Here is a 23,621-nt window from a genome sequence, read left to right on the forward strand (position 1 = left end):
CAAGCCTTTCCAAAGCCACGCGTTGTTTCAAGGGTTTCTTAGCTCTCTTTTGCTATTCCGTCAGGGGAAGCTTGCGGACAGCCCCCATGAACGAGATCGACCCCGCACACCGCTTTTCACCAGAAGCCGTGCGCAAATTCGAGGCCCCGACCGAAGGTGACACGCCCGGCGGCATGAATGACGTTGCCCGACAGGTCGCTTCGCAATACCGGCGCGATACGATGTCGCCGATCATGGTCAGCGGCGTGCTTCGCATGGTCGAATTCGGATTGCTGTTCCTGTCCGGCCTCGGCGTTTATTTCCACTATGTCGGTTTCTTCAATTATCTCGCCTGGCAATATCCGTTGACGATGGCCGCAGCCTCGTTCCTCGCCGTGGTGCTGCTCGACGTCAGCGACTGCTACCAGGTCGTCGCGCTGATGCGGCCCATCGCCAATTTCGGCCGCATCCTGCTGGCCTGGGCCGGAGCCTTCGCGCTGATGGCTTTGACCGCCTTCGCCGTGAAGATGTCGGAAGACTATTCACGCCTTTTGTTCGGCACCTGGTTCGTAGTCGGTTTCGTTCTCCTCTTCGGTCTCAGGCTGGTTATGTCGAAACTCATCCGGCGCTGGGCGCGCGATGGCCGCATGGAACGGCGCGCCGTCATTGTCGGCGGTGGCAAGGCGGCTGAAGTACTGATCCGCTCGGTCGAAAAGCAGCCCTACAACGATATCCGCATCTGCGGCATCTTCGACGATCGCGGCGACAAGCGCTCGCCGCCGATCGTTGCCGGCTATCCCAAGCTCGGGACGATTTCGGAACTGATTGAGTTTGCCCGCATCGCCCGCATCGACATGCTGATCGTGTCGCTGCCGCTGACGGCTGAAATGCGTGTGCTGCAGCTGTTGAAGAAGCTGTGGGTGCTGCCGGTCGATATCCGCTTGTCGGCGCATTCCAACGCGCTGCAGTTTCGCCCGCGCGCCTATTCCTTCATTGGCTCGGTGCCGATGCTGGATATTTTCGACAGGCCGATCAACGACTGGGATTCGGTCGCCAAGCGTGCCTTCGATATCATATTCAGCCTCATTGGCATCGTCGTCTTCTCGCCGGTGATGCTGGCAACCGCGATCGCCATCAAGCTCGACAGCAAGGGGCCGGTGCTGTTCAAGCAAAAGCGGCACGGCTTCAACAACGAGATCATCGAGGTCTACAAGTTTCGCTCGATGTACACCGACCGCTCGGATCCGACCGCCAAGCAGACCGTGACCAAGAACGATCCGCGCGTCACCCGCGTCGGCCGCTTCATCCGCAAGACGTCGATTGACGAGCTGCCGCAGTTCGTCAATTCGCTGCTGGGCTCGCTGTCGCTGATCGGCCCGCGCCCGCATGCGATCGCCGCGCAGTCGCACAACCTGCTCTACAACGAGGTGGTCGACGGCTATTTCGCGCGCCACAAGGTCAAGCCCGGCGTCACCGGCTGGGCGCAGATCAATGGCTGGCGCGGCGAGATGGACACCAATGAGAAGATCCGCATGCGGACCGAATACGACCTCTATTACATCGAGAACTGGTCGCTGCTGTTCGATCTCAGAATCCTGTTCCTGACACCGGTCCGGCTGCTCAACACGGAAAACGCCTATTGAGCGCGATTTCCCACGAGTTGCCGTCGGCCGCGGTCAATGCCAAGCTGATCGCGCTGATATCGACCAGTGCGGTGGTGGTCGGCATCCTTTTGTCCGGTTTCGTCATCAGCGAGCCGGCGCCTTACGAAATCTACATGGCCGGCCTGATCGTCATCTGGGCATTGTTTGGCCTGAGGATTTCGCGCGCCACAGCACCGCTGCTGGTGCTGCTGGTGACGATGAACATTGGCGGCATGATCTCCATGACTCAGATGGCGGACCTCGCCTTCACGCCGCTCTATCTCTCCGTATCGCTGTTTCTCGCCTTCAGCGCGGTGTTCTTCGCCTCGATTACCGCCACGCAGCCGGGCCTCTACCGGCTGATCTTCAATGCCTATGTCATCTCGGCGGTGGCGACGTCGCTGCTTGGCATAGCCGGCTATTTCCATGCCTTTCCCGGCGCCGAGATCTTCACCAAATACGATCGCGCCGCCGGCGCCTTCCAGGATCCGAACGTCTTCGGACCTTTTCTGGTGTTGCCCGGCATCTATCTGCTCTACCTGATCCTGACCGGTTCGATCTCGCGCATGCCGCTGCTGGCGGTGCCGCTGCTGATCATCACATTGGGCATCTTCTTCTCCTTCTCGCGCGGCGCCTGGGGCATGTTCGCCGTCTCGGCGGTGCTGCTCACCGGCTGCCTGTTCCTGCAGAGCGCCAGCGGCAAGTTCCGGCTGCGCGTGGTGATCATGACCATCGCCGCGCTGGCACTGCTGACGATCGCCATCATCGTCATCCTGCAATTGCCCGGCGTGTCGGACATGTTCACCCAGCGCGCTCATCTGGAGCAGAGCTACGATACCGCGCGCCTTGGCCGCTTCGCCCGCTACACGATCGGCTTCCAGATGGCGATGGAGCATCCGTTCGGCATCGGGCCGCTGGTCTTCGGCAAGATGTTCGGCGAGGACACGCACGACATCTGGCTGAAGATGCTGATGGATTATGGCTGGCTCGGCTTCGTGTCGTTCCTGACGCTCGTCTTGTGGACCATCGCAGCCGGGTTCCGCATCCTTTTGCGCGACCGGCCGTGGCAGCCCTATCTCCTGTGCGCCTACGTCGCCTTCATCGGCAATATCGGGCTCGGCACCTTCATCGACATCGACCACTGGCGCCACATGTATCTGCTGCTCGGCCTGATCTGGGGCGCGATCGCCCTGGAATACCGCCACCAGCGGCAATTGCTGCCGGCATTTCCAGGCGTGTCGGCGATCGCGCGATAAACGCCGAATTTCGGTTGACCCGAACAGGGTTATCACGATACATCGCGACCGGTCCGGAGTGTAGCGCAGCCCGGTAGCGCACTTGACTGGGGGTCAAGGGGTCGTCGGTTCGAATCCGGCCACTCCGACCAATTAAAACAAGGACTTTCCCCCAAAGTCCACGATTTCAGACACCACTTTTTAGTTTCGGGGTAATGGCCCGGGTAAATTGAAACAAAGGACAATTCACGTGTCCACCGCCAATGGAATCAAGAAATCACACTGCAACAAGTGTGGCGGGGTACGGAATCACCGAATTGCGTATCATGACCGAACTGATTGGGAGGACGTGCTGGGGTACGGAAACTCAATCTCCGGATCCGACAGCTATTATCTGCTTAAATGTGCGGGCTGTGAGGACATCCAGTTCCGTCACGAGATATTCTTTTCGGAGGATGATCCCCAAGGGGGGCCCACCGTTCGCCTTTACCCACCGGCACTTTCACGACGTGAGCCGCCTTGGGCTCGAGACATTATTTGGCCTCTCGGCTCAAAAGCGGAGGCGGCGATCGGCGATCTGCTTGCCGAAATCTACGCTGCCCTTCAGAACGATTCTCGAAGATCTGCGGCCATGGCTATCCGCGCCCTCGTGGAAACGATCATGATCGACAAGGTCGGAGACCAGGGAGCATTCGGTGACAACGTTAAGGCGTTTTTGGCTGCAGGCTACGTTCCTCCAAAGTCAGAAAGACTCTTTCGTGAAACCCTTATCGAGGGTGGCCACGCTGCTATGCATCGGAGTTGGAAACCTAGCGTTACCGAACTGGAAACGATGATGGATCTGACGGAATGGCTGGTGGCTTCGATATACGTGCATCCACAACAAGCGGCTGCGGTTCAAGCAAAAATCCCCCCTAAATCTGCTAAGCGAAAGACGCCCTGAGGGGTAACATTGTCGCGATATCTCGATGCTCGAAGCTCCGATGCGGTGGGCAGGAGGTGGCTCATCACATTCTTGTGCTCCCGCGTTGACGAAAGGCCCACAAATGAGCGCTTGGCCTTCTTTGAACCTAGCCGACTTATGGCAAGAAGACTTTGATGCCTTGAATTTTCGGGAATTGACCAACTCGTCGTCTACATCCCCGTACTTAGTGTCAATGTCACCAACATGCATGCCGATATATGCAGCGATCTCATTGATGCCTCTTGGGCCGCGGAGAGGATCGCGGAAGCCTGCGGAAATGTAGAAGTGGAGGAAGACTTTCCCGAGGGTTCCCATCGGATGAGGTTGAAACTGACAGTCTACCGCCCCGGCCCGAATTTTAAAGAGGTCCTATATGATTGCGTCATCCTGTTTCGCGAATTGGATGAAACGGACCAAGCAGAATTCGTTCGGTGGCAAAAAACGAGAGCAATCGTTGATGATTATGAATTGGCAATAGACGAGATATCTCCGCTTGTCCCTCAGATTGTCGATGACTACCTAGCCAATCTTGTATACGGCGCCTACGCCTAGATGAAAGAAGACGCTCCAGATCGATACACAGAAGAACTTGCAAAATTCCCGGAGAGACAAATTGGATTTTACAAAAGCGGCTTCAGTGGCCTGTTAGATGCGGCAAGCTATTGCTCCATTGATAGCTGGCTAATCCCTCGCGGTGTAGAGCCGGGTCGATTATTTCAAGTGACGAGACAAAAATACAACTTTACGGATTTTATTCCTGGTCGAGTTCTGACCATGGATGGTAAATCGTTCGTCCAGTCGGACGGATTGCTCGCTTACTTCCCCATGAGTCAATATTTTAAATCGCGCGTATGCGCCAGTTTCGCTTTACGCAAAGATGAAGACGCCTGGCATGATCCGTTCCTCTGGCATGAGGCCTCGTTCACTTATTCGCCACGTTGGGAACATCTTCGTTACGATCAGTCGCAAAGCCGACGCGAAGATTGCTTAGTTGATCCGAGCGGCACCCTGGTTGTCGTGGGCGATCGAGATTTTTGGCATGTCTTGTACGATGTCGCTCCCCTTAATCTCGTTACGACAAAAAGCATTCACACCTTCGTGGCTGGGGTAGCCCATGAGTTGGCAGCCAGTGTGGGTCTTTCTGACAATTTGAATTACGACTGGACAAAGATCACTGACGAGCAGTTTGAGCAGCTGTGTTACGACGTCATCTTCATGCATCCGAAATTCGATGCCGACACAATTCGCAAACTCGGCAAGTCGAGGTCGAGAGATGGTGGCAGGGACATCGAGGTACACGACATCCCTAGCCAGCCAGGATTCAAACCCAATAAGTGGATATTTCAATGCAAGCTTATCGGGAATGGTTCGTCTTTAACGGCGACCAAGCTCGTGGATGTAGGGGATATGCTCGACCACTACGGAGCGCAAGGTTTCGGGGTCTTCACGACTGGACTCATCGACGCCACACTCTATGACAAACTCGACGCTGTATGCGGCAAGCGATCAATAGAGCAGCTCCATTTTTCGTCACTTGAACTGGAGAGGACACTCATCCGATATCCAACGATACGAAATCGATATTTCCATTAGCAAGTTCGAGCGTTTGAGCACCGGTCAAGGGCTTGTGGACCGGATTGATGTTCGTCGTGTTAACAAATGCAATGGGTTACGCAGAACCCTGCCGTCCTGGCCTTGCTGGAGATCAGCACGGGGTAAGCTGCTTGGGTAGCTGACAGATTGTGATGTCGCGAAATTGCGAGCTTCGAGCCGACTTCAAAAGGTTGGACCAATGGGAGTAAGAAAGATTAAGCGAGAGATTTTTCTCGCGGAACATCCAAATATCGTCGAATTTATAATAATGTGATGCGCTTTTCGCTCTTCTATTTTCGCTGGATGGCGCTCTGGTTTTGGGACTTTGCCATCAACCAAGGACATTCATCCTGGTGCTGGCGCGCGAGTCGCCAAGCTGATCCACCAATTCTGGCGCTTATTTTCCTTCGGCGTGATCTCCTGCACCCGCACCTTGGACCGATCTCCTTTGCGAGATCGAATGATTTCTGCTTATCCTTGGTGTGAGCACCGTGCGGCAGTGCGGTTTTTCGAATACGCTCACGACGTAAGGCGCAACCTGCTTAACGGGCATCAGCTGGCACCCAAATTGCCCGCCGGCCTAGGCCCGGCGTCCTACATCCCAACTACACGATGCCGGGCATTCTCGAAAGCGGCAACTGCTGCGCTGAAGAAGCTCTTTTCGCGAGCGTCAGCAGGTGCGTTCACCCGGTCGTGGGAGGCTGCACCGGTCCGGCGCGAGGTTCTGCGGTCGGCGCTTGCTTGCTATGTTACTGCAACGACTCTTCGCGCCCTATCGAGGCGACAAATGACTTCCGACTGTCGCACCTGGAGGCCGCCTTGGTTTGCGTACTGTATTCGCACCTTGATCGGTGCCATCAGCGCGGCTTGAGATTGGCGTATTGGACCAGCGCTAACCACGTTTACATGCACGGCACCGAGCGGCTTCGCGGCAGACACGATCGCCGCTCGGCAGGCACTCACGACTTCAGGCGGGGTCCCAGGTTTCGCTTTCAGGGATGCCAACGGTCCAAAGGGATAGCCGATTGAAACCCGCCCGAACTCGCCGCGTCCAGCATCGGAAGGCCTTAAAGTGGACGGCAGGTTGATGCCAGGCTTGGTGCCATTGGCCGACACATTGGCCCCGTTATCCGGGGCTGGGCTGCCTGCGGCAGACGCCTTAGCGGCAGCCGAACCGCCAGCACCAGTCGACACGCCTGCGCTTTTGCTCCCCAGGTTGCCGCCAGCATCAACGCCTACGCCGACGGACCCGTTGCCCGTGCCGACCGATCCCCCGATGTTTGCGCCACCCACACCATCGACGCTCGCACCGGCCCCCACAGAGGCACCTTGTGAACCGACGCTCACTCCAGCACCGACTCCGAGCCCGCCAACCTTGCCGCCACCACCCACGTCAAGGGCCCAGGCAGGTTTAGCCATTCCGATCATCATCGCTACTGCCACGTATTTGTACATTGAAGGTTTCCTCCAGCGGCGTAGGTTCGATTTTCGCCGGGCGCTTATCAGCTTCACTGTCGAGGGCCCTGCGTAGTCGGGAGCAATGCGTCCGGGAGGGTAATCGTCGTCGCTACCACAACCCGTTTTGACGATTTCTGGACCTTTGACTTGCCTTTTTCAGGCGAGCTGCGTTGGCGGGCCGACTGGCTAGCCAGTGGAATTGCAGCAACATCCGCTTCGATTGCCCGCCCGATACGCGCGCTACGACGCGCACTTTGCGATTTGACGAGATCGATCGCGCTGCGCGCGGCACTGAGGTTGATGGCCATTCCAATGGCCTTTTTGCGCTCTTGCTCCAGAGCAGAGCGTTGTACGGCAGCGGCCTGCCTTGCCGCGTCGCGTTCCTGATGAGCAACGTCGAGATCACGCGCGGCCAGGTCCGTCTGAGCGCGCGCAACTTGCAATGAATGCTGCAATGCATTGTTGGACAGCTTTAAGTTAGCCTCGGCGACCTGTCGGCCCTTTACAGCGCCGGCCAGTTCGATCGCGGCCTGATCCGCACTAGTCTTATTGGCGTCGCCGGCTTGCCGGGCTAGGGCGAGCTCGCGCCAGGTGAGCTCTACCCTGCGGCGTTCCTGGTCAAACGCTCGATTCGCCTGGGCGAGTGAAGCCGCCATGGAATTACGCGCTTCCTCGGAAAGAACAGCTTCTGCTTTTAAGCCTGTAATAACGCCGTAAGACACTTCTAGGTCGAGTGCGATATTTTGGTTCTGTTGAGCCGCATTCCTCAACGCTCGTCCTTGCTGTGCCGCTGTGTCCGCAGCTGTATGGGCCTGCGCGATGGAGTTGCCTTTGTCGCGCTGCATCAAGACCAGTTGCGCTCTTGCCGCCGCCAATTCGCTCTGCGCCGCGACAAGCTGCTTCGTTTCGGCGCCATCGTCTGCGGGAGAGATTACCCACAGAAGAAAAATGCATACAGGGATGGCACTCCACCTCCAGTGAGGCAAGTTAAAACGATGCAAGGCCGCACGCTTATTGTGTTGGGGGCCTGAAAAAGATCCATCTCTGAACGCCACCGCGTGATCCTCGCTGCTTCACTTAAACGGCATGCCATTGCGGTCTTGCTTGCAGTGATCAGTGCCATAGAATTCTGCTGTATGATGTCATCTCACGAAAGGATAACTTACGCTTGCTGGGATTGTTCCCGACATTTACGCCTAATACCTAATATGGCTTAGGTTGCTCAAAAGGCGTAGAGATAGTGGCTCCTTACGGTTTTTCCACTTCGAGGTTACTGTACTTTGAGTTACCATCTCAAGCCGTCAGCCGACAGACTGACCCGCGCGGCCGCGGGACGTATTTTGCACAACCTCGGCCAGCCTCCCGGACAACTGGCTCGGGCAACCGAGGGCAAGCTATGTCGTGAGAGATCGATCTTTGGGTTGTCGCCCATGTCCCGCCTCGAGCCGGTCACGGCAGCGAACACCATATTTGCCGTAGCGGCAGCCGTTCCAGGGCAGTCCCGTGACGGCGAGGCTTTGTCGTAGAATGTTGAGCAGGACGTGTGGATTTTACATAGAAACGTACTATTTTCCTCTCGTGGGCAAGACAGGCAAAACAATCGCCATCAATTCATCCGGTCCAATAAAATTCATCCGGTGCAGTAAAAGGAAATTGTATGACCTCCGCTCTCGAACAACATAACCGACTGGATAACGTGTCGATAACGGCTGACATCGTCGCTGCCTATGTATCGAACAATCCGGTGCCGGTTGGCGAGTTGCCGAAGCTGATTGGTGATATCCATGCCGCCCTGAATGGCATCGGCACGCCGGTGGTGGAGCCCATGGTCAAGCCGGAACCGGCCGTATCGATCAAGAAGTCAGTGACACCGGACTTCATCATCTGCCTGGAAGACGGAAAGAAATTCAAATCGCTCAAGCGACATCTCCACCATTTTAACCTGACCCCCGATCAATATCGGCAGAAGTGGAACCTACCGGCCGACTATCCGATGGTGGCGCCCAACTACGCAGCCACCCGCTCGGCCCTGGCGAAATCGATTGGGCTCGGGCGCAAGGCGCCGGCTCCAACAGCCGCTGTGACAGAAAGACAGAAACCCGTCGTGCGTGCGGCTGCAAAGCGAACAACTGCGGCTGCGGTCAAGTCGCCGTTGAAGAAGGCGCGCAAGACGTCTGCCAAAGCGTAGTCCCGCCTAACGGCCTACCGAGAGACCGCTCCAATGAGGGCTCTTATCAAGCTCGCGCCACTGCCCATTCAGACGAACCAGTCTCGCTCATAAGCACGTGCACTTCAGCAGGGGGGCGCTGGGCAGAAAGTTCAAAAAGCTTTCGAGATGCCCTGTAGATAGACTCGTTTTGGTGGCATCGGTCGTCGCCGCCGTCGCCGTATCTATACATTCCGACACGCTGTCTCGTCGTCAAGCAGGTTATGCATTGAAGCGCGAAATTCTCGCACCGCGTCTGTCTGGTGTGACAGCATCGCGATCCGCCGTTCGTAGCTCAAGATCAAGTTTGTCATCTTGCTAAGTTGCAACGAGTGATCTGATGACACGGAACGGTTCTCAATCGCCTCGGCAAGGAAAGCGGCGTTGGTGACACTGCTTCCATGGCGTTTTATGAGGTCTTCTTTCTCGGCATCCATCTCGGCAGCAAATTTGTCGAAAACCATTGCCAGAAAATCGAACCGCACGACACCCGCAGGTCGCCCACGCGATGGATGTCTGGATATGAAGCTGAGTATCGACATCCACACCAATCTCGCTATGGCCGGGAAATGCACTGGCGGCAGCGCAGATATGCTGTGTGCGTCCGCATCGCCGACGGCTTAAGAATGCAGAACGTGAACGCGTCGGCCGCGTAGCCAATGTCTGCGTGCGACAAGGCGAAAGGCCGGTTGCCGAAAATCGCACCCGAAATGTTAGCCATGGAACGAGCAGGCCGTGCACAACGCATTGGTCACGATGCCCTCACCCCGCCCGGCAGGCAATTAGTCCTTCCGTCTGGCAATCACGTCCAAAATAGGTAAGCTGGTTTCCCTCCCAGAAATTGCCGGCACAGATACAAGCGCATTTTTACAAACTCGCATCCCGTAAGTGCGACGTGCCGGGTTGCTGCCGAGCCGCCGCTCAGGCCCGGCTGCTGGCGGGGGACGCTTGGCGACAGCATAGGCAGCCGGGCCGAGCCGGACGCTAGGAGCTCCGGCGTGCCAACCTGTCCTTCAGCGTGACCATACGCAAGTCGTCCTTCAGGAGAGAAAACTATCCCTTAAGGGTGTTTTCAACAGGAGTACTACAGCATATGGAGTATCGAACGCCTGCTGACGCAGCTCAATAGTTGATTCTTCCGATCGTTGCACGCAACCCCGAGGTGACCCTTGCGCCAAGGGTATGCCGGGCAAGTCAAGTTGACAGAAGCTACTGACTTCGCCGCAACATGACGCCAGCGCAGCTATCGTCATCGACATGTCCAATCTCTGTCTGCTTCGCGCGGTGGGAAGCCTAAACGTCCGGCCGGCCGGAATGCTCGGTCGAGACGGAACCTTCCCACAGAAAACCACAGCCATTCATCGGGCTTGGCCGATAGGCTTCGATTGCCGATCCCAAGTCGTCTGGTCGGGGGGCTAAGGCTCCGCCGTTTGCGAAGAAGCGTTTTGCGTGACAGCCAAGCTTATGGATCTGCCGGTTCGCGCCGCCCTTCGTCGTTTCAAGACGATGCTCTTGATGGCTGATCATCATCAACAAGCGCCAGTTGGATCAAGCACGCCAGATTTTTCCCACTTAAAGACCTGCAAATTCCAGCGGTAAACGATAAATTATCTTGTGGTAGATACTGTCCGTTCTGCAATTTGGGGCGGGCCATGAGAATAAATTCAACGATTTACGCTGCCTTTGTCGTCGTAGTGTCCAGCAATGTGCAGGCCTCTGATATGCGTTCTCCAGCATATGTAGACCAGATCGGCGACTCTGGTTCTTATTCGCAATCGTTCGCGACAGTCAGCACCAGGGACATAGTGAAGCCGATGTTCCAAGTGGCTGCCTCAATGTCTTCATTGAGACCGGAGCGCGGCAATCTCGCATTGATGTGGCAGGTCGGCGATGCTGACAATGCCTCGATCACGCAGGACGGGGTCGGGAATGTGGGACTCATCCGCCAGATCGGAATCGAGAACACGGCTTCTCTTGTGCAAAGCGGCTCGCGACACCAGGCCCTGGTTTTCCAGCAGGGCCGCAGCAACGTCGCGATCATAAACCAGCGCTCGAACTTCCAGAGCAGAAGGCCGAGCGTTGCCGGCCATTTAGACCTCTGGTAGAATTCGTCAATTGCCGGTCCCGTCACCCGTAACGGGCGGCAGGTCCGTTGGATTAGGATCGGGCTGCGGAATGCCGCCAAAATCGGGGAAATCTATCGAGAACCCCGGCGAGCCACCGCTCTTTGTTTGCGCGGTCGCCTGCGAGAGTAGCCAGTTGCCGTTGAGCGGATCGCCGCCGAAGGTTGGGTTCACCGGCTTGTATACGAGTTCGGACGCCGTCGCGGCGCCGCTCAAGGCGACTGCCGCAAGGCCGATGGCGAGCACAATGGTGCGTAGCATGATCAAGTCATCCTTTCCTGCTCTTTGTCCTGCCGGGCTGCGGGATACGTCACTTTGGGATGACATACATGCGACCGGGAACGATTATGACGACCGTGTTCTGCAGTCCTCGCAGGCCGCTGGGCATGAGATAGTTTCCCGATTGCGGGGTCTGGATCGCTAGAACGGTAGAATTGCTGGCATTGGTCACATCAAGGGCGCCGGCGAGATCGCTTCCCTTCTGCAAGAAGGCAACATTGTTGTTGCTGCCCGAGACGCCCACGAGCTGAAAATTCCGGTCACCCTGGCTCGCCTGCAGCACGTTGTTGTCGGTGCCCCCCTGAACCAGCAGCAGAGCGGAATTGCTGCCTTGGATCGACTGTACCGCGCGGTTGTTGGTGCCGCCCTGGTTGATGGAGGACAGGTTGCTGGCGCCCTCGACGGATGACATGGCGTGATTGGTGTCGCCGATCTGCGCGATCGAGGTCGTGGTCTGGGCCTGGCCCAGGATGAACGGGCTGATCGGCTGCATCAGCACATTGAGCGTGGCTTCGGCATTGGGCGAACTCTCGACCAGCAAATCCTCGGCCGAAGCAGACACTGCAACCAGCGCAGAGACCGAAACGACTGCGGCACGGCCAAGCGCCTTGCTCCATCTGCCCAGTCTGTCCATCTTTCTCTCCTTGCAATGCCCGAAGGCACGTGGTTGCAAATTCGTCAGGTCCGGATGCCCTGTGCGTCGAAGTCGATATTTTGCGAGAGCCGGCAGAGTTCCCTGCCCTGGGATGTGGCGACCATCTCGATGCTCATGCTAGTCGGCTGTCCAATGGCGATGAGATTGTTGCCTGGAAAACTGACGGTCTGGGTGTTGAAACTCTTATTCGACCCCGAACGGCCATGCACGGTGATGGCGAACTTGCCTGAAAGGCTCTCGCTCGTCTCGATGAACGGCCTGATCCTGACAATGGCGCCGCTTTCGATCGTGACACCGCATTTTACAACGCGGCTGTCGAGAATCCTGGCGTCGAGGGTCTGGCTATCCATGGAAAAGGCACCTGTGTTGCCGCCGAGAACAAGAGCACTTGCCAGAAAGCCGGTTTTCCATACCATCCGCAGCCTCCCTTGCTTGTGGACTGAAAGAGATGTGGGGCACGCATGCGCGCCCCACATGATTGAAGTCTAGTTCTGGACGATCGCGGCCACGTTGCCGCGGCCCGACTGCATGACCAGCGAATTGTTGCCGCTGTTGTGCTGGGTAACGGAGGCGATGTTCGGGTTCGACCCGGCACCAACACCATTTTGCAGCACCGTCGAACTGTTCGAACTGCCGTCCTGGATTATGTAGGCGAAGCTGTAGTCGCCTGCCTGAGCGACAAGCGACGACTGCGAAGAGCCTGACTGCAACACGGAAACACCAGAGTTGTCAGCGTCCTGAACGATGAGCGACGAGCTCCCCGTCCCCGATTGCGCTGTGACCGCCCAGTCTTGGCTACCGTGCTGAACCGTCGCTGACTGGTTATTCGAGCCCTTCTGCGAGGTGATCGCCAGATTGCTGTCGCCGATCTGAGTGGTCAGCGAAAGGTCGGCCGAAGCAACCTGCAGGTTCGCTACATCATCGAGCGAGTTGATGTTGGTCAGATCGAGATCACCGGACTGCGTGGTGTAAGCTTGGTTGCCGTTGCCGTTCTGGACCGTGCCGGCAGCCGAAGCCAGAGCGGCCTGCTGCGTCGTGACTGCCAGGTTGCCATTGCCTTGCTGGAAAGTGCCGGCAAGGACACCTGCCGTAAGTTCCTGCGAGTTGATAGACGCGTTGCCGTCGCCGATCTGGACGCTCGCCGCCAGCGAAGCCGCAGCACCAACTTGCGAGTTGGTCGCGAAGTTTCCGTCGCCGTCCTGGACGACAGCCGCTGCCGACGCGATCGTCGGAACGACAACTTCGGGAAGCAGGTTGCCTATAGCCTGGATGGTGGAAACGGCCGCCGTCGAGAGTCCGGATCCGACAAGCGAGTTGATCCCGCTCACAATACTGCCGGGTGCCGATGATCCATCGGAGACCTTCTTGACGTACAGCGAGGCGGTGGCGTGAGCGGTTAGCTGGTCTGGAATGATGACCTTTCCGACCTGGCTGTTGGCTGCGAAGTTGCCGTCGCCATTTTGCACGACTGCCGCGATGGAAGCCTGAGCGGGCGCATCGTCGGTGCCGGTCAATCCGGCATTGGACCAATTCACCCCATATGCCCAATAGTTTGAGGGCCCCGCGAGAAGAAACTGGCGCGCTGTTCCAAGTTGTGCCGAGCCATCTGGTATCCCCAGCGTAACCGTCTGTGAATTGCCTTGGGTATTAAATGCCTGGTTGTTGTTGCCGACCTGGACAATTCCGGCCGTGACACCCGAGCTGCCATTCTGCTGCAGGTTGACCGCCGCATTGCCGCTGCCGAACTGCGCGACAAATGCGCTGGAGTCGATAACGCCGCTCTGGATATTGAAGGCAGTGTTTGCGAGCCCGCCAGTCCCGAACTGCAGGATGGTCGCGTCCGAGTCGACCACTGCCGTCTGCGTGTTGGCACCGACATTGCCGCTTCCACCCTGGACTATCAGCGCCGAGGTCGGGTCGACGCCGCTCTGGTCGTTGAGCGCGACGTTGCCGCTGCCAAGCTGTACGATGGCTGCGGATGCATCCGTCGAGCCGCCATACTGCAGGTTGGTGCCTTTATTGTTGTTGCCGGCCTGCACGATGCCGGCCGAATTGTCCTGGCCGCCGGTCTGAACGTTGAAGCCCTGATTGCCGTCGCCAATCTGCAGCACGCCTGCCGAAAGCCCCGCCTGAGCGGCATCCGCCGTCTGGATGTTCGACCCCGTATTGCCGTCGCCGAACTGCGCGATGACCGCGGCGTTGCCTGTGTCGTCGGCGCCTGCCGTGGTCAAACCGGTCTGCACGTTGCTGGCTAGGTTGTTGGAGCCACCCTGCAGGATCGCTGCCTGATTGTTGTAGCCATCCTGCTGGTAGTTCGTTGCCGTGTTGGACGAGCCGAATTGGGCGATGCCCGCCTGGTTGGGAAGATCAGCCGTGACGGAGCCGCCATTTATCTGCGTGTTGGACGCCACGTTGTTATCGCCGCCTTGTACTATGGCAGCATTGGCGAACGTTCCGCCAGTCCCACCCTGTGTGTTGGTGGCCGCATTGGACGTACCGAACTGGGCTATGACGGCGTTGTCGCTACCGGTCAGATCCTGTGTGTTCACCGCCGCATTCGAAGACCCGACCTGAATGATCCCGGCATTCAGCTTGGCGCCGATCTGCGAGTTGGATGCGAAGTTGCTGTCGCCGAACTGGGCGATGCCGGCGTTGTTGTCACCACCTTGCTGGAAGTTGACGGCGATGTTGCCGGCGCCCGCCTGGATCGTAGCTGCGTTCAGCGTGTCGCCAGGGATGTTCGGTGTCACATCAGTGTAAACGGACTGCGTATTCGTAGCGAAGTTGGAGTTGCCTGTCTGGATGATCAGGGCGTTCGAGTTGATGACAGTGTCCTGGTTGTTGGCACCGACATTGCCGGTGCCACCCTGGATCACCGCCGCCGAAGTCGGATCGACATTGATCTGGCTGTTGGAAGCGAAGTTGCCTGTGCCACCCTGGACGATGAGCGCGGTGGCGTCGGTGCCGCCGGTCTGCGTGTTGATGCCGGTGTTCGACGTGTCGAACTGAACGATGCCCGCGACGTTGTTCTTGCCGCCTGTCTGGGTGTTGAGACCGATGTTGCCGGTTCCGTCCTGGACGATGCCGGCCTTGTTGTTGCCGCCCTCGAGCTGAGCAAGCTGCAGGTTGGTGGCTCCATTGCCGATGCCATGCTGCAAGATGAGTGCGGTGTTGCCGGTCGTGCCGACACCCGGAACGGCGACGTCCGTTGCGGCGCCCACCTGACTGTTGAATGCGGTATTGCTGTCGCCCACCTGAACGATGCCGGCGACGTCGCCGAAACCGTTCTGCGAATTGTTCACGGCGTTGTTGCTGTCGCCGATCTGAAGAATACCGGCCTTATTGCCGGTACCGATATGCCCACCGTCTCGACTCAGATTCGTCGCCGTATTGTCGTCGCCGAACTGCGCGATGGCCGCGTCATTGTCCGTTCCGCCAATGTGCAAATTGTAGCCTTTATTGCCTTCGCCACCCTGGATGATGGCGACAAGACCGCTGGTGCTGGAATCCTGGCTGTTAATGCCGAGATTGTCGTTGCCGACCTGCACGATGCCGGCTTTATTGCCGTGGCCGATATCATATTGCGAGATCAAGGCTGGCGTATTGTAGGTATCGATGAACTGACTGTTGTAGGCCTGATTGTTATCGCCACTTTGCGCGACCGCCGCGGCGGACCCTTTCTGCTGGCTCTGCGCGTTCGAGGCCACATTATTGGAGCCCCCCTGCAGAATACCGGAGAATGAATCTGAGGCGATCACGTTTGGACCGGAGAGCTGGGTGCTGAAGGCATAATTGCCGACCTTGCTCGAATTGGGATTGAGCTGGATGATACCGGTGTCGTTGTTGGAGCCTTGTTGCTCGTTCTGCGCCAAGTTGGAGTATCCGCCCTGAAAGATCGCCGCTCGGTTGTTGCCTGTCTGCAGGAACCTGTTGACAAGGTTGTGCTCGCCGAACTGGGCCAGACCCGCGACGTTATCGCCATCCTGATGGAACACGCCTCCAATGAAGTTCCCATCACCGAGTTGTTCTACACCCAGCGTATTGGTGCCAGTCTGCGCCACAGAAGGATTGTTCGAGCCGTCCAGGGGCAAGAAGACGTTCCCGGTGCCGTGCTGGTAGATGAAGCCGGTGTTTGATCCGTCCTGCGACAGATAGGCAAGATTGCTGTCGTCCAGCTGGCCGATAAAGGCCGTGTTGCCCGCCAGGGCGGCCCCCGTCATCGGCACAATCGCCGCGCTGGCCAACAGGCTGGCCCGGAACAGTTTGGAACGCGTCATTTGGTAATTCCTCCTTGAATAGGCCACGAGGCCAGCTTTCAACCCCATCCGGCGCTAAAGCTACCGGCTTCCAAGCGTTAACTAGTACTCAGCCGAAATAAAACCATACTACACAATCAGTTTAATTTGTTCAGACTAAAGTTTAACCTCTTGCTATCGAAACAAAGTAGGTATTCCGTCAAATCTTATAGATGCGGTAGGTTCAGTAACATTTGAATGCATTTTGATCGTTTGGCATCCTCCGGTTTTTCTTCTGAGAACTCCGCCATGGCCGATTGCGTGAGTTGATCAGGATCCTGGCCTTTCAGTTCTCGCGTAGGTTTTTGCAAATTCACCGATCAGTGCAGACGTGCGGCCCGGGTCACTCAGCTTCCACAGCCCCTGTTTGACGCCCTGGACAACCAGCGAGTAAACGGCGAGCTCAATCCCCTCGCGCACGGCCAGATGGCCTGGATCGTTGTAAGATGTGCCGATTTCGGCTTCGAGCAGTTCCGTCGGGGCCGCGAATGTGTAGGCGCCGCCGCGCATCTCGAAGGAATAGATCTGCTTCGATGTGGTCGTGGAGACGAGGATTTCGCCAGTCTGCACACTCACGGCGCGCAGCGACACCGTCACGAGATCGGAGCGGTATCTTACGTCGCCGCCAATGCCCAGATAGCGTGCTCCGGCGCCTCCCGTCTGTTCATTTGAATCGTAACCGACAATGCCACCTTCGAGGATCAGGCCGGCGAAGCGCACCGGCGGAAGGTTGGCAGGTCTTCTCGTGTAAGCGCGCTGAGTGTTTTCAATCAGGGTCCGTTCCTGGACCAGGTTCTTCAAGCCGCCACGTTCGACCACGCGGAACCAGTCCCCGTGGCCGGCTGATTTCAAGACATCAATAAGAATGTCGGCGCCGCCTTGGGTCACCGCTCGACTATATTCGGCAAAATTATCGTTGGGCTTCGCCTGTCCGGTCAGGTCCGGGAAATCGTAAACAGCAACATCGACAGGCACGACGGGCCCGGGGACCTCCGACAATTTGTTTGTCGTTTTTGTAAGAGATTCTAGATGTGCTGGAGGTGTCGGAAGTTGCTGTCCGGTCTGACAACCGGAAGCGACAAGACACACCGAGGCGATCAGCCCCGGCCACGCAAACCTTCTCATAAAATTCCCCCCGCACGATTACGGCCACTATATGGGTCGCAAATCCTTGCGTTAACGCCTCACTAAGTATTAGGGGAGTTACCCGCCACCATTAGGGGGATGTATCTATATTATAAATATCCGACGTTTTTTGACAGTTCGATGCGTTGTAAAATAACAGTTATTTCTGTTCAAACAATCAATTCTCGACCTTGATGGTGGAGAATAGCCATCAACCATTCGACGTAGGAGGCTGTCAGCGCTTGACCACGCCAAAGCCAACATTTGGAAGCTCGCTATCGGCCTTCGCTGCTGTCAGCGCCAAGGAAACTCCAGCGCCCACATTCGGATAGGCAGGCTGCCGTCCACGTGGCGATGCATGCACCTTGCCGTCAGCCATTTCATGGTTTTTCCGCGGGCGAACCGTTACCGGACGCGCATCGGAGGGAAGCTGTTGTATGTACGCCAACGCCGCGCCAATTTGCTGCTGTTGGTTCTGGTCACCCACGTTCCCATCGATCTGTTTGATGTATGCATCCGCAGAAGCTGTGGACACGACTGTGAGAGGCCATACTGCCAGGATCAAAATTTTCGAAAAACGACCCAAATCGAACTCTCCTCACAGCTTGGGTGCCATAGATCTTAGTTTCGGCGAGATCTATCCGTCGTCCCAGAAACTCGACTTTAAGCTGCATCCTGTCAAGTTGCGGCACCGAACCTGCTGGCGGTTCTGCTTATTTGGCATTAGGGTGCAACAAAAAATTCGCTCATGCTGAAGCAGGATGTAACGATGATGCGCCTGGTTTTTGTCTTGCCCGCTCTCTTCCTTAGCGTGACTCCTGACTTGGCTGCAGCGCAGTCCCAAGGCCGGCAGGGGCTGGATACGATCGTCGTGCCAATTGTCCCCGAACGACAAATTGGTTTGCCCGATAAGGCGCCAAACCAACCGTCCGCTTCGGATACGCCGCTCGTCGCGCCCCACAAACGAAAAGCCGAAGCTAAACCTGTTCGTGAGGCCCCGTCCGCCGAGGCAAATGTGGTGTTCGGAACCTGGAGAACCGAATGCCAGGAAAAGTCCGCGAAACCCAATTGCCAGGCGATCCTGCGCTCCGCGGTTCGTGACCAGATCGCACTGGTGTTGGGAATTGCGCGGTCGCGAAAAGGCGATACCCGAATGCAAATGGCAGTGCCACTCGGTCTGTCGATTGGGAAGGGCGTCACTATCAAGCTCGGCGGCTACAGCAATTCATTCCCGATCAGCCGCTGCACCGCTCAGGGATGCATTGTTGAGGGCGAAGCGCCCCAACCTTTGATCGACGCGCTGGAGAAAGGGGCCGATGGGACGGCCATCATTTACTCCTCGGAGGGCCAAGCCATCAAATTGCCTTTGCCCGCCAAGGCCTTTGCTGAAGCCTACGCGTCAATCAGTGCCACCAACTGACGAGCGCTGCATGTCAGCTTGCGCCCGGGAGCGCCATTGAGGTCTGCGGCGCCTGAGCGCAAAGGGGTAGTGCCCCAAGCATTGCCTCAGCACGTTTGTTCAGCGTACGGATCCTCATCAAGCGCGATCCGCCCTGTCTGTCGCGTCCGCCTGTCGGGCTGCCGGCAAGCCTCTATCGCTTGGTTTTGGCTCGGTTTTGAGAGGCCGCTGATGTTGCGTATCCGTCTCCAAACAGGAGGACGAACCGATACAGGGTGTCGCGCCCTCCCCGCGAGTTGCCGCTGGGCAGTACGGGACGGCAGAGCGCGCGTGAAAGTGCTTCCGCCGCTCGTTCGTCAATCTCGAGGGTGACATTCTCATCTGTGTCTGAAATTCCGCATTGAGGGCAAAACAGACGGTCCACCTCGTCACCCTCACCGCGCACCAGCGCTACTTTGCATTGTCTACAACCGATCGGCGGGGCGTTTTCGATCATTTGCAATCAGTCACATATGACAAAGTTGGCACCAGTTTCACCTCAGGCTGATCACATTCCCATTTTGGGACGTCACGTTGCGTTCGAACAGCTGTGCCTTCAGTCCCTGCAATTACAATGCCTATTGCATTCATCTCAATTCGGAACAGCACTTCAAGGTTCCAACCCCATTGGTTTGGCGACCGGATAAGCAGAGGGCACCTCAATGTGACAACGCTGGCTGCACCGCATCCGGTTTAAGGACGTAAGCTGTGCTGGAGCCAACATCATTCGGGCTGACATTCCGCGATCGCGCATCTCGTCGCGGTGTCGACCCTGTTGTCATCTGTTGGCGGTGGAACTGATTTCCGCGTTGGCCGGCGCCCGTTCCAGGCCCCCGCCGGGCGTGGTACCGGCCTCTGTCTTGGCATTTCAAACGTCTGGCTGGGGTACATTTTGTCGAGTTGTACCAGACAGGCGGGCGCCAGTTGATTTGAGCCATCAGCCTCGCACGGGCTTCTCGGCGATGATGCACCCCAATCCAAGTCTGCCGTCAGACCGGATGGCAAGACCCGCGTCTCAGAAAGTCTGGTTGTAAGCGCCGACTTCCCGACTTCGGCGAAGAAGGCTGTCCACAGCGTCGAACATCTCCCGGCGGCGTTGCGACGATACCGGGCTTTCGACAACAACGACAAGTTCGGGTTTGTTCGACGAGGCACGCACCAGGCCCCAGGTGCCGTCCTCGGCCACGACACGCACGCCGTTGACGGTGACCAGGTCCGCTATCTTCTGGCCCGCGAAACTTGAGCCGTTCCGCTGCATCGCCTGAAAATCGGAAACGACCCGATCGACGACAGCGTACTTCACATCGTCCCCGCAGTGCGGCGACATTGTCGGCGTGCCGAAGGTCAGCGGCAGCGCGCGGTAGAGGTCGGCCATCGAACTCTGCGGGCTGCGATCCAGCATCTGGCAAATGGCGATTGCCGTGACCAGACCGTCATCATAGCCACGCCCGATCGGCGGATTGAAGAAGAAATGGCCTGATTTTTCAAAGCCGGCCACGGCGCCAAGTTCGGCAACGCGACGCTTGATGTAGGAGTGGCCCGTCTTCCAATAGTCGGCGACGGCACCATTGGCCTTCAGCACGCCGTCGGTGTTGAACAGGCCGGTCGACTTGACGTCGACAACGAAGGTTGAGCCTGGATGCAGCAGCGAAATGTCGCGCGCAAGCATCACCCCGACCTTGTCGGCAAAGATCTCGTTGCCTTCATTATCGACGACGCCGCAGCGGTCGCCGTCACCGTCAAAGCCCAACCCGACATCGGCGCCGGTCTCCAGCACCTTGTCACGGATGGCGTGCAGCATCTGCATGTCTTCGGGGTTGGGATTGTAGCGGGGAAAAGTATGATCGAGTTCGGTATCGAGCGGGATCACCTCGCAGCCGATGCGCTCCAGCGCCACCGGTGCGAAGGCACCAGCGGTGCCGTTGCCGCAGGCGGCGACCACTTTCAGCCTTCGCGTGACGTGTTTGTTCCTGGTCAGATCGTCGAGATAGGTGGCGCGGAAATCGTGGACAAAATCGTAGGAGCCGCCGCCCGTAAGATCGAAATCGCAGGCAAGCACGATCGCCTTCAGAGCGCTCATCTCCTCGGGGCCGAAGGTCAACGGCCGGGCCGCTCCCATCTTGACGCCTGTCCAACCATTTTCGTTGTGCGAGGCTGTGACCATGGCGACTGATTGGGTCTCCAGCGCGAATTGGGCGAAATAGGCCATCGGCGACAACGCCAGGCCGACATCTCTCACTCGGGCACCGGCGGCCATCAGGCCGGATACAAGCGCCAGCTTGATGCCAAGCGAATAGGATCGGAAATCATGTCCGGTGACGATATCGGGTCCAGCGCCAAGACGGCGGATCAGCGTTCCCAACCCCATGCCCAGCGCCTGAACGCCGATCAGATTGAGTTCAGGCGGCACCGCCGAACCTGGATGGCCAAACCACCAACGCGCATCGTATTCGCGAAAGCCGGACGCCTTGATCAGCGCCGCGGTTTCGAATTCGAAACTGTTGGGCCGGGCTTCACCAATGATTTTTGGGGCCAAGATTTTTGGGGCCAAGACAGGACAACTCCAAATGCCTCGAGTGCAGAGCGCTCAAGCGCCGACAATACCACAAGGGCCCCTAGCTCCTGCTTATACGGTTGGACAGTCCGGCTCCTTCAATCGTCTAGGTTGGATAGCCGGATCCGCATCATTTACGACGAACTCGACATCGGCTTGCGTGGTCCAAATTGTAGGCAACGAATCGTAACGCTTCTTCTTATCTTGTGATCGAACTTTTGCCGTGTTGTGCACAGAAGCGTTTTGTTTCCCACCCTCGGTTGCTGTCACGTGTCATGAAATTGGCCTAAGAACGGTGCCACCAGCGCTTTCGCGAGCGGTGTTTCTGAAATTCACAGTTCCACAAGGCTGAGACAATTAATGCCAGTGTTTTTTTTCGACATCCAGGACGGCAAACCCCGCTCGCCCGACACGGAAGGTACGGAATACCGTGGCATTGCCGAGGCGCAGGCCGACGCCATCAGGATGCTCGTGGCCATAGCGCAGGACGAATGGCATGACGGTGTGAGGAGCGCGCTGGCTGTCCAGATATATGACGAGGAACACAGACCTGTGGTCGCAGCCAAGATCGATTGCGCCGTAACGGTCTTTGACGGTCAGTTGCGAGCCAATTGATTAGATCCGCGCTTCCGAACCACTAGGTTGCAAGGGCGTTCGATGTCTCCAGGTGGCACGGCGCCACTTGCGCAATCCCATCTGCACGAGCCATCAGTTCGAGATATCGTTGAGCCGATGCGGTCCAGCTGTATTGAGCCGCTCTCGCCCGGCCGCGCGAGGACAGATCGCGTCTGAGACCCTCGTTCTGTTGCAGCCGCATAAAACAGTCGAACCAGGCATCGGCATTATCAGGGGAAGCATAAAGTACGGCATCTCCTCCGATTTCTGGCAGGCTTGCACGGTCCGACATGACAACCGGACATCCAAGAGACATGGCTTCGAGCGGCGGCAATCCAAAACCCTCAACAAGTGACGGGAACGCCAGGCACAAAGAGTCGCGCAAAAGTGCGGCCAGTTCCGCGTCCGACGTTCTCCCCAGCCAGACGACGTTTGGCGCGTTCTTGTAGTCGACCCTGCTGAAGACGCGAGAGGTGGAGGCGCCGACGACCGCCACCTGCAGTCCTGCCGAACCAAGCCGATCCTGCAGGCCAAGGATCAGACCTATATTCTTGTGCGCAATCGAACTGCCGAGGACAACAATCGTCCTTGATCCGGCCACAGACCGGGTGCGATCTGAATGAAGAGGCGCCCAGCGAAGCGCATGTTCGTGCCCGTTGCCGATGACCTCGATCTTCGACGCGGAAGACACGCCGTGCCTCGTCAACTCGCCGGCTGAGTACTGCGACACCGTTGTTATCTTCAGTGCAGTTTTGCCCAAGGCCGGTACCAGCGTACGGTAAAGCAGTCGAAACGTCAGCGAGTAGCTCTGTGGACAGATTCGCGTGTTGACATCATGAATGCACAGTATGTGCCTGCGCACGCTCAAAGGGCCGGTATTGCATAGGCTAAGCAGACCGCCACGAAGTCGAGCCGGAAGCACGGCCTGTTCCCAGCCATGGCCACCAAAGCTGCCGACTGTCCGGACGTGGATCGCGGAAAGGTTCAAGAGGTCATGTGGCCCGGGGGAGCCAGCAACTCAACCTCGAGGTCCCTTGCCAATGGACCTCGATCAGCGAGCAAGCTGTCCAGTGCCGAAATGATCTCGCGGGCATACCTTTGAACGCCTGTCGTCGGTTGCGCCAGGAAGCGGCCGTTTATCGTCCAATGTCGCGTCATCAACAATCACATTCGGGCGCAAAGATAACGGCGCCGGGATCAGTCCCCAGTCTACCCGACTTTGGCTGACGAGAATGCCCAGGTCATCTTGGCCTTGCGACTTAACCGACTCAATGTAAGGCTTTGGGCTGTTCTCATCCGAATGGCGTGTCCTGGGCGGACGTCTACGTCCAATGTGTGGGCTTTCCGCCGGCGCGCCAGTGATAGGATGGCGCCGACGCTGCGACAGGTCTGAAATGATCCCCTTCGATTGATCAGTGATAGATCTGGCAATGGAGTGAATGCGTATGATATCTGGCGA

20 protein-coding genes and 1 tRNA gene are annotated in these 23,621 nt (G+C 57.5%); 10 read left to right on the forward strand and 11 right to left on the reverse strand.

Translation table 11 applies throughout. The features are described 5' to 3' along the window. The first annotated feature begins 86 nt into the window (after positions 1-86). The 6 genes from ACZYHG_RS25440 to ACZYHG_RS25465 all read left to right on the forward strand — a co-directional run bounded on the left by ACZYHG_RS25440 (position 87) and on the right by ACZYHG_RS25465 (position 5,414). Positions 87-1,622, forward strand: a complete 1,536-nt coding sequence (locus ACZYHG_RS25440; RefSeq protein ID WP_464610877.1) for an undecaprenyl-phosphate glucose phosphotransferase — start codon at positions 87-89, stop codon at positions 1,620-1,622. Continuing rightward, positions 1,619-2,878, forward strand: coding sequence for an O-antigen ligase family protein (locus ACZYHG_RS25445; RefSeq protein WP_464610878.1), 1,260 nt, complete (start codon positions 1,619-1,621; stop codon positions 2,876-2,878). Before ACZYHG_RS25440 ends, ACZYHG_RS25445 begins: the two co-directional genes overlap by 4 nt. Positions 2,879-2,932: 54 nt before the next feature. Then, a tRNA-Pro gene (locus ACZYHG_RS25450) sits at positions 2,933-3,009 on the forward strand. Positions 3,010-3,107: 98 nt separating this feature from the next. Then, the gene (locus ACZYHG_RS25455; protein WP_464610879.1) at positions 3,108-3,800 is read left to right on the forward strand and encodes a DUF4145 domain-containing protein; all 693 of its coding nucleotides are present in this window, start codon (positions 3,108-3,110) and stop codon (positions 3,798-3,800) included. 225 nt (positions 3,801-4,025) lie between these two features. Continuing rightward, positions 4,026-4,373 (forward strand): hypothetical protein, encoded by a 348-nt coding sequence (locus ACZYHG_RS25460; RefSeq protein WP_464610880.1) that lies wholly within the window; start codon positions 4,026-4,028, stop codon positions 4,371-4,373. Beyond that, the gene (locus tag ACZYHG_RS25465) at positions 4,374-5,414 is read left to right on the forward strand and encodes a hypothetical protein (RefSeq protein ID WP_464610881.1); all 1,041 of its coding nucleotides are present in this window, start codon (positions 4,374-4,376) and stop codon (positions 5,412-5,414) included. A 1,508-nt stretch (positions 5,415-6,922) separates the two neighbouring features. Here ACZYHG_RS25465 and ACZYHG_RS25470 read toward each other — a convergent pair. Further along, positions 6,923-7,927 carry a hypothetical protein gene (locus ACZYHG_RS25470; RefSeq protein ID WP_464610882.1) on the reverse strand — a complete coding sequence of 335 codons (1,005 nt, stop codon included), beginning with the start codon at positions 7,925-7,927 and terminating at the stop codon, positions 6,923-6,925. Between the two features lie 602 nt (positions 7,928-8,529). Here ACZYHG_RS25470 and ACZYHG_RS25475 point away from each other — a divergent pair. Then, positions 8,530-9,060, forward strand: coding sequence for a Ros/MucR family transcriptional regulator (locus tag ACZYHG_RS25475; protein ID WP_464610883.1), 531 nt, complete (start codon positions 8,530-8,532; stop codon positions 9,058-9,060). 203 nt (positions 9,061-9,263) lie between these two features. Here the strand turns inward: ACZYHG_RS25475 and ACZYHG_RS25480 are convergent, their stop codons facing one another. Together ACZYHG_RS25480 and ACZYHG_RS25485 are read right to left on the reverse strand one after the other, a co-directional pair. Further along, positions 9,264-9,620: a hypothetical protein gene (locus ACZYHG_RS25480; protein ID WP_464610884.1), complete on the reverse strand. Its 357-nt coding sequence runs from the start codon at positions 9,618-9,620 to the stop codon at positions 9,264-9,266. A gap of 751 nt (positions 9,621-10,371) precedes the next feature. Beyond that, positions 10,372-10,608, reverse strand: a complete 237-nt coding sequence (locus ACZYHG_RS25485) for a hypothetical protein (RefSeq protein WP_464610885.1) — start codon at positions 10,606-10,608, stop codon at positions 10,372-10,374. A 122-nt stretch (positions 10,609-10,730) separates the two neighbouring features. On the opposite strand from ACZYHG_RS25485, the gene ACZYHG_RS25490 reads away from it, so the two are divergent. Continuing rightward, positions 10,731-11,183, forward strand: coding sequence for a hypothetical protein (locus ACZYHG_RS25490; RefSeq protein ID WP_464610886.1), 453 nt, complete (start codon positions 10,731-10,733; stop codon positions 11,181-11,183). A gap of 6 nt (positions 11,184-11,189) precedes the next feature. On the opposite strand, the gene ACZYHG_RS25495 is transcribed toward ACZYHG_RS25490, so the two are convergent. The 6 genes from ACZYHG_RS25495 to ACZYHG_RS25520 form a co-directional block, all read right to left on the reverse strand. Then, positions 11,190-11,462, reverse strand: coding sequence for a curli assembly protein CsgF (locus tag ACZYHG_RS25495; protein ID WP_464610887.1), 273 nt, complete (start codon positions 11,460-11,462; stop codon positions 11,190-11,192). A 49-nt stretch (positions 11,463-11,511) separates the two neighbouring features. Continuing rightward, entirely contained in the window at positions 11,512-12,114 is a 603-nt protein-coding gene (locus ACZYHG_RS25500) for a hypothetical protein (protein WP_464610888.1), read from the reverse strand. 44 nt (positions 12,115-12,158) lie between these two features. Further along, positions 12,159-12,551, reverse strand: a complete 393-nt coding sequence (locus ACZYHG_RS25505) for a hypothetical protein (protein WP_464610889.1) — start codon at positions 12,549-12,551, stop codon at positions 12,159-12,161. A 69-nt stretch (positions 12,552-12,620) separates the two neighbouring features. Then, a complete protein-coding gene (locus tag ACZYHG_RS25510; protein ID WP_464610890.1) occupies positions 12,621-16,412 on the reverse strand; it encodes a beta strand repeat-containing protein in 3,792 nt (1,263 codons plus the stop codon). Positions 16,413-16,700: 288 nt separating this feature from the next. Then, positions 16,701-17,405, reverse strand: a complete 705-nt coding sequence (locus ACZYHG_RS25515) for a CsgG/HfaB family protein (protein ID WP_464610891.1) — start codon at positions 17,403-17,405, stop codon at positions 16,701-16,703. 385 nt (positions 17,406-17,790) lie between these two features. Next, positions 17,791-18,141, reverse strand: coding sequence for a hypothetical protein (locus ACZYHG_RS25520; RefSeq protein ID WP_464610892.1), 351 nt, complete (start codon positions 18,139-18,141; stop codon positions 17,791-17,793). 183 nt (positions 18,142-18,324) lie between these two features. Between ACZYHG_RS25520 and ACZYHG_RS25525 the strand changes: the two genes are divergently transcribed. Beyond that, the gene (locus tag ACZYHG_RS25525; protein ID WP_464610893.1) at positions 18,325-18,975 is read left to right on the forward strand and encodes an invasion associated locus B family protein; all 651 of its coding nucleotides are present in this window, start codon (positions 18,325-18,327) and stop codon (positions 18,973-18,975) included. A gap of 1,033 nt (positions 18,976-20,008) precedes the next feature. Here the strand turns inward: ACZYHG_RS25525 and ACZYHG_RS25530 are convergent. Beyond that, positions 20,009-21,529 carry a phosphomannomutase/phosphoglucomutase gene (locus ACZYHG_RS25530; RefSeq protein ID WP_464610894.1) on the reverse strand — a complete coding sequence of 507 codons (1,521 nt, stop codon included), beginning with the start codon at positions 21,527-21,529 and terminating at the stop codon, positions 20,009-20,011. A gap of 378 nt (positions 21,530-21,907) precedes the next feature. Here ACZYHG_RS25530 and ACZYHG_RS25535 point away from each other — a divergent pair, with 378 nt between their 5' ends. Then, the gene (locus ACZYHG_RS25535) at positions 21,908-22,162 is read left to right on the forward strand and encodes a DUF6894 family protein (RefSeq protein ID WP_464610895.1); all 255 of its coding nucleotides are present in this window, start codon (positions 21,908-21,910) and stop codon (positions 22,160-22,162) included. 22 nt (positions 22,163-22,184) lie between these two features. Here the strand turns inward: ACZYHG_RS25535 and ACZYHG_RS25540 are convergent, their stop codons facing one another. Continuing rightward, complete coding sequence (locus ACZYHG_RS25540; protein WP_464610896.1) at positions 22,185-22,922, reverse strand: glycosyltransferase family 4 protein; 738 nt, start codon at positions 22,920-22,922, stop codon at positions 22,185-22,187. Between the last annotated feature and the right edge of the window lie 699 nt (positions 22,923-23,621).

Source organism: Mesorhizobium subarcticum (assembly GCF_055456085.1).

What these genes read in the sequence shown, in the direction of transcription:
- ACZYHG_RS25440 (WP_464610877.1), top strand. Translation starts at nt 87, where the DNA reads ATGAACGAGATCGACCCCGCACACCGCTTTTCACCAGAAGCCGTGCGC.
- ACZYHG_RS25460 (WP_464610880.1), top strand. Translation starts at nt 4,026, where the DNA reads ATGCATGCCGATATATGCAGCGATCTCATTGATGCCTCTTGGGCCGCG.
- ACZYHG_RS25465 (WP_464610881.1), top strand. Translation starts at nt 4,374, where the DNA reads ATGAAAGAAGACGCTCCAGATCGATACACAGAAGAACTTGCAAAATTC.
- ACZYHG_RS25475 (WP_464610883.1), top strand. Translation starts at nt 8,530, where the DNA reads ATGACCTCCGCTCTCGAACAACATAACCGACTGGATAACGTGTCGATA.
- ACZYHG_RS25480 (WP_464610884.1), bottom strand. Translation starts at nt 9,620, where the DNA reads ATGTCGATACTCAGCTTCATATCCAGACATCCATCGCGTGGGCGACCT.
- ACZYHG_RS25485 (WP_464610885.1), bottom strand. Translation starts at nt 10,608, where the DNA reads ATGATGATCAGCCATCAAGAGCATCGTCTTGAAACGACGAAGGGCGGC.
- ACZYHG_RS25490 (WP_464610886.1), top strand. Translation starts at nt 10,731, where the DNA reads ATGAGAATAAATTCAACGATTTACGCTGCCTTTGTCGTCGTAGTGTCC.
- ACZYHG_RS25495 (WP_464610887.1), bottom strand. Translation starts at nt 11,462, where the DNA reads ATGCTACGCACCATTGTGCTCGCCATCGGCCTTGCGGCAGTCGCCTTG.
- ACZYHG_RS25500 (WP_464610888.1), bottom strand. Translation starts at nt 12,114, where the DNA reads ATGGACAGACTGGGCAGATGGAGCAAGGCGCTTGGCCGTGCCGCAGTC.
- ACZYHG_RS25505 (WP_464610889.1), bottom strand. Translation starts at nt 12,551, where the DNA reads ATGGTATGGAAAACCGGCTTTCTGGCAAGTGCTCTTGTTCTCGGCGGC.
- ACZYHG_RS25510 (WP_464610890.1), bottom strand. Translation starts at nt 16,412, where the DNA reads ATGACGCGTTCCAAACTGTTCCGGGCCAGCCTGTTGGCCAGCGCGGCG.
- ACZYHG_RS25525 (WP_464610893.1), top strand. Translation starts at nt 18,325, where the DNA reads ATGATGCGCCTGGTTTTTGTCTTGCCCGCTCTCTTCCTTAGCGTGACT.
- ACZYHG_RS25535 (WP_464610895.1), top strand. Translation starts at nt 21,908, where the DNA reads ATGCCAGTGTTTTTTTTCGACATCCAGGACGGCAAACCCCGCTCGCCC.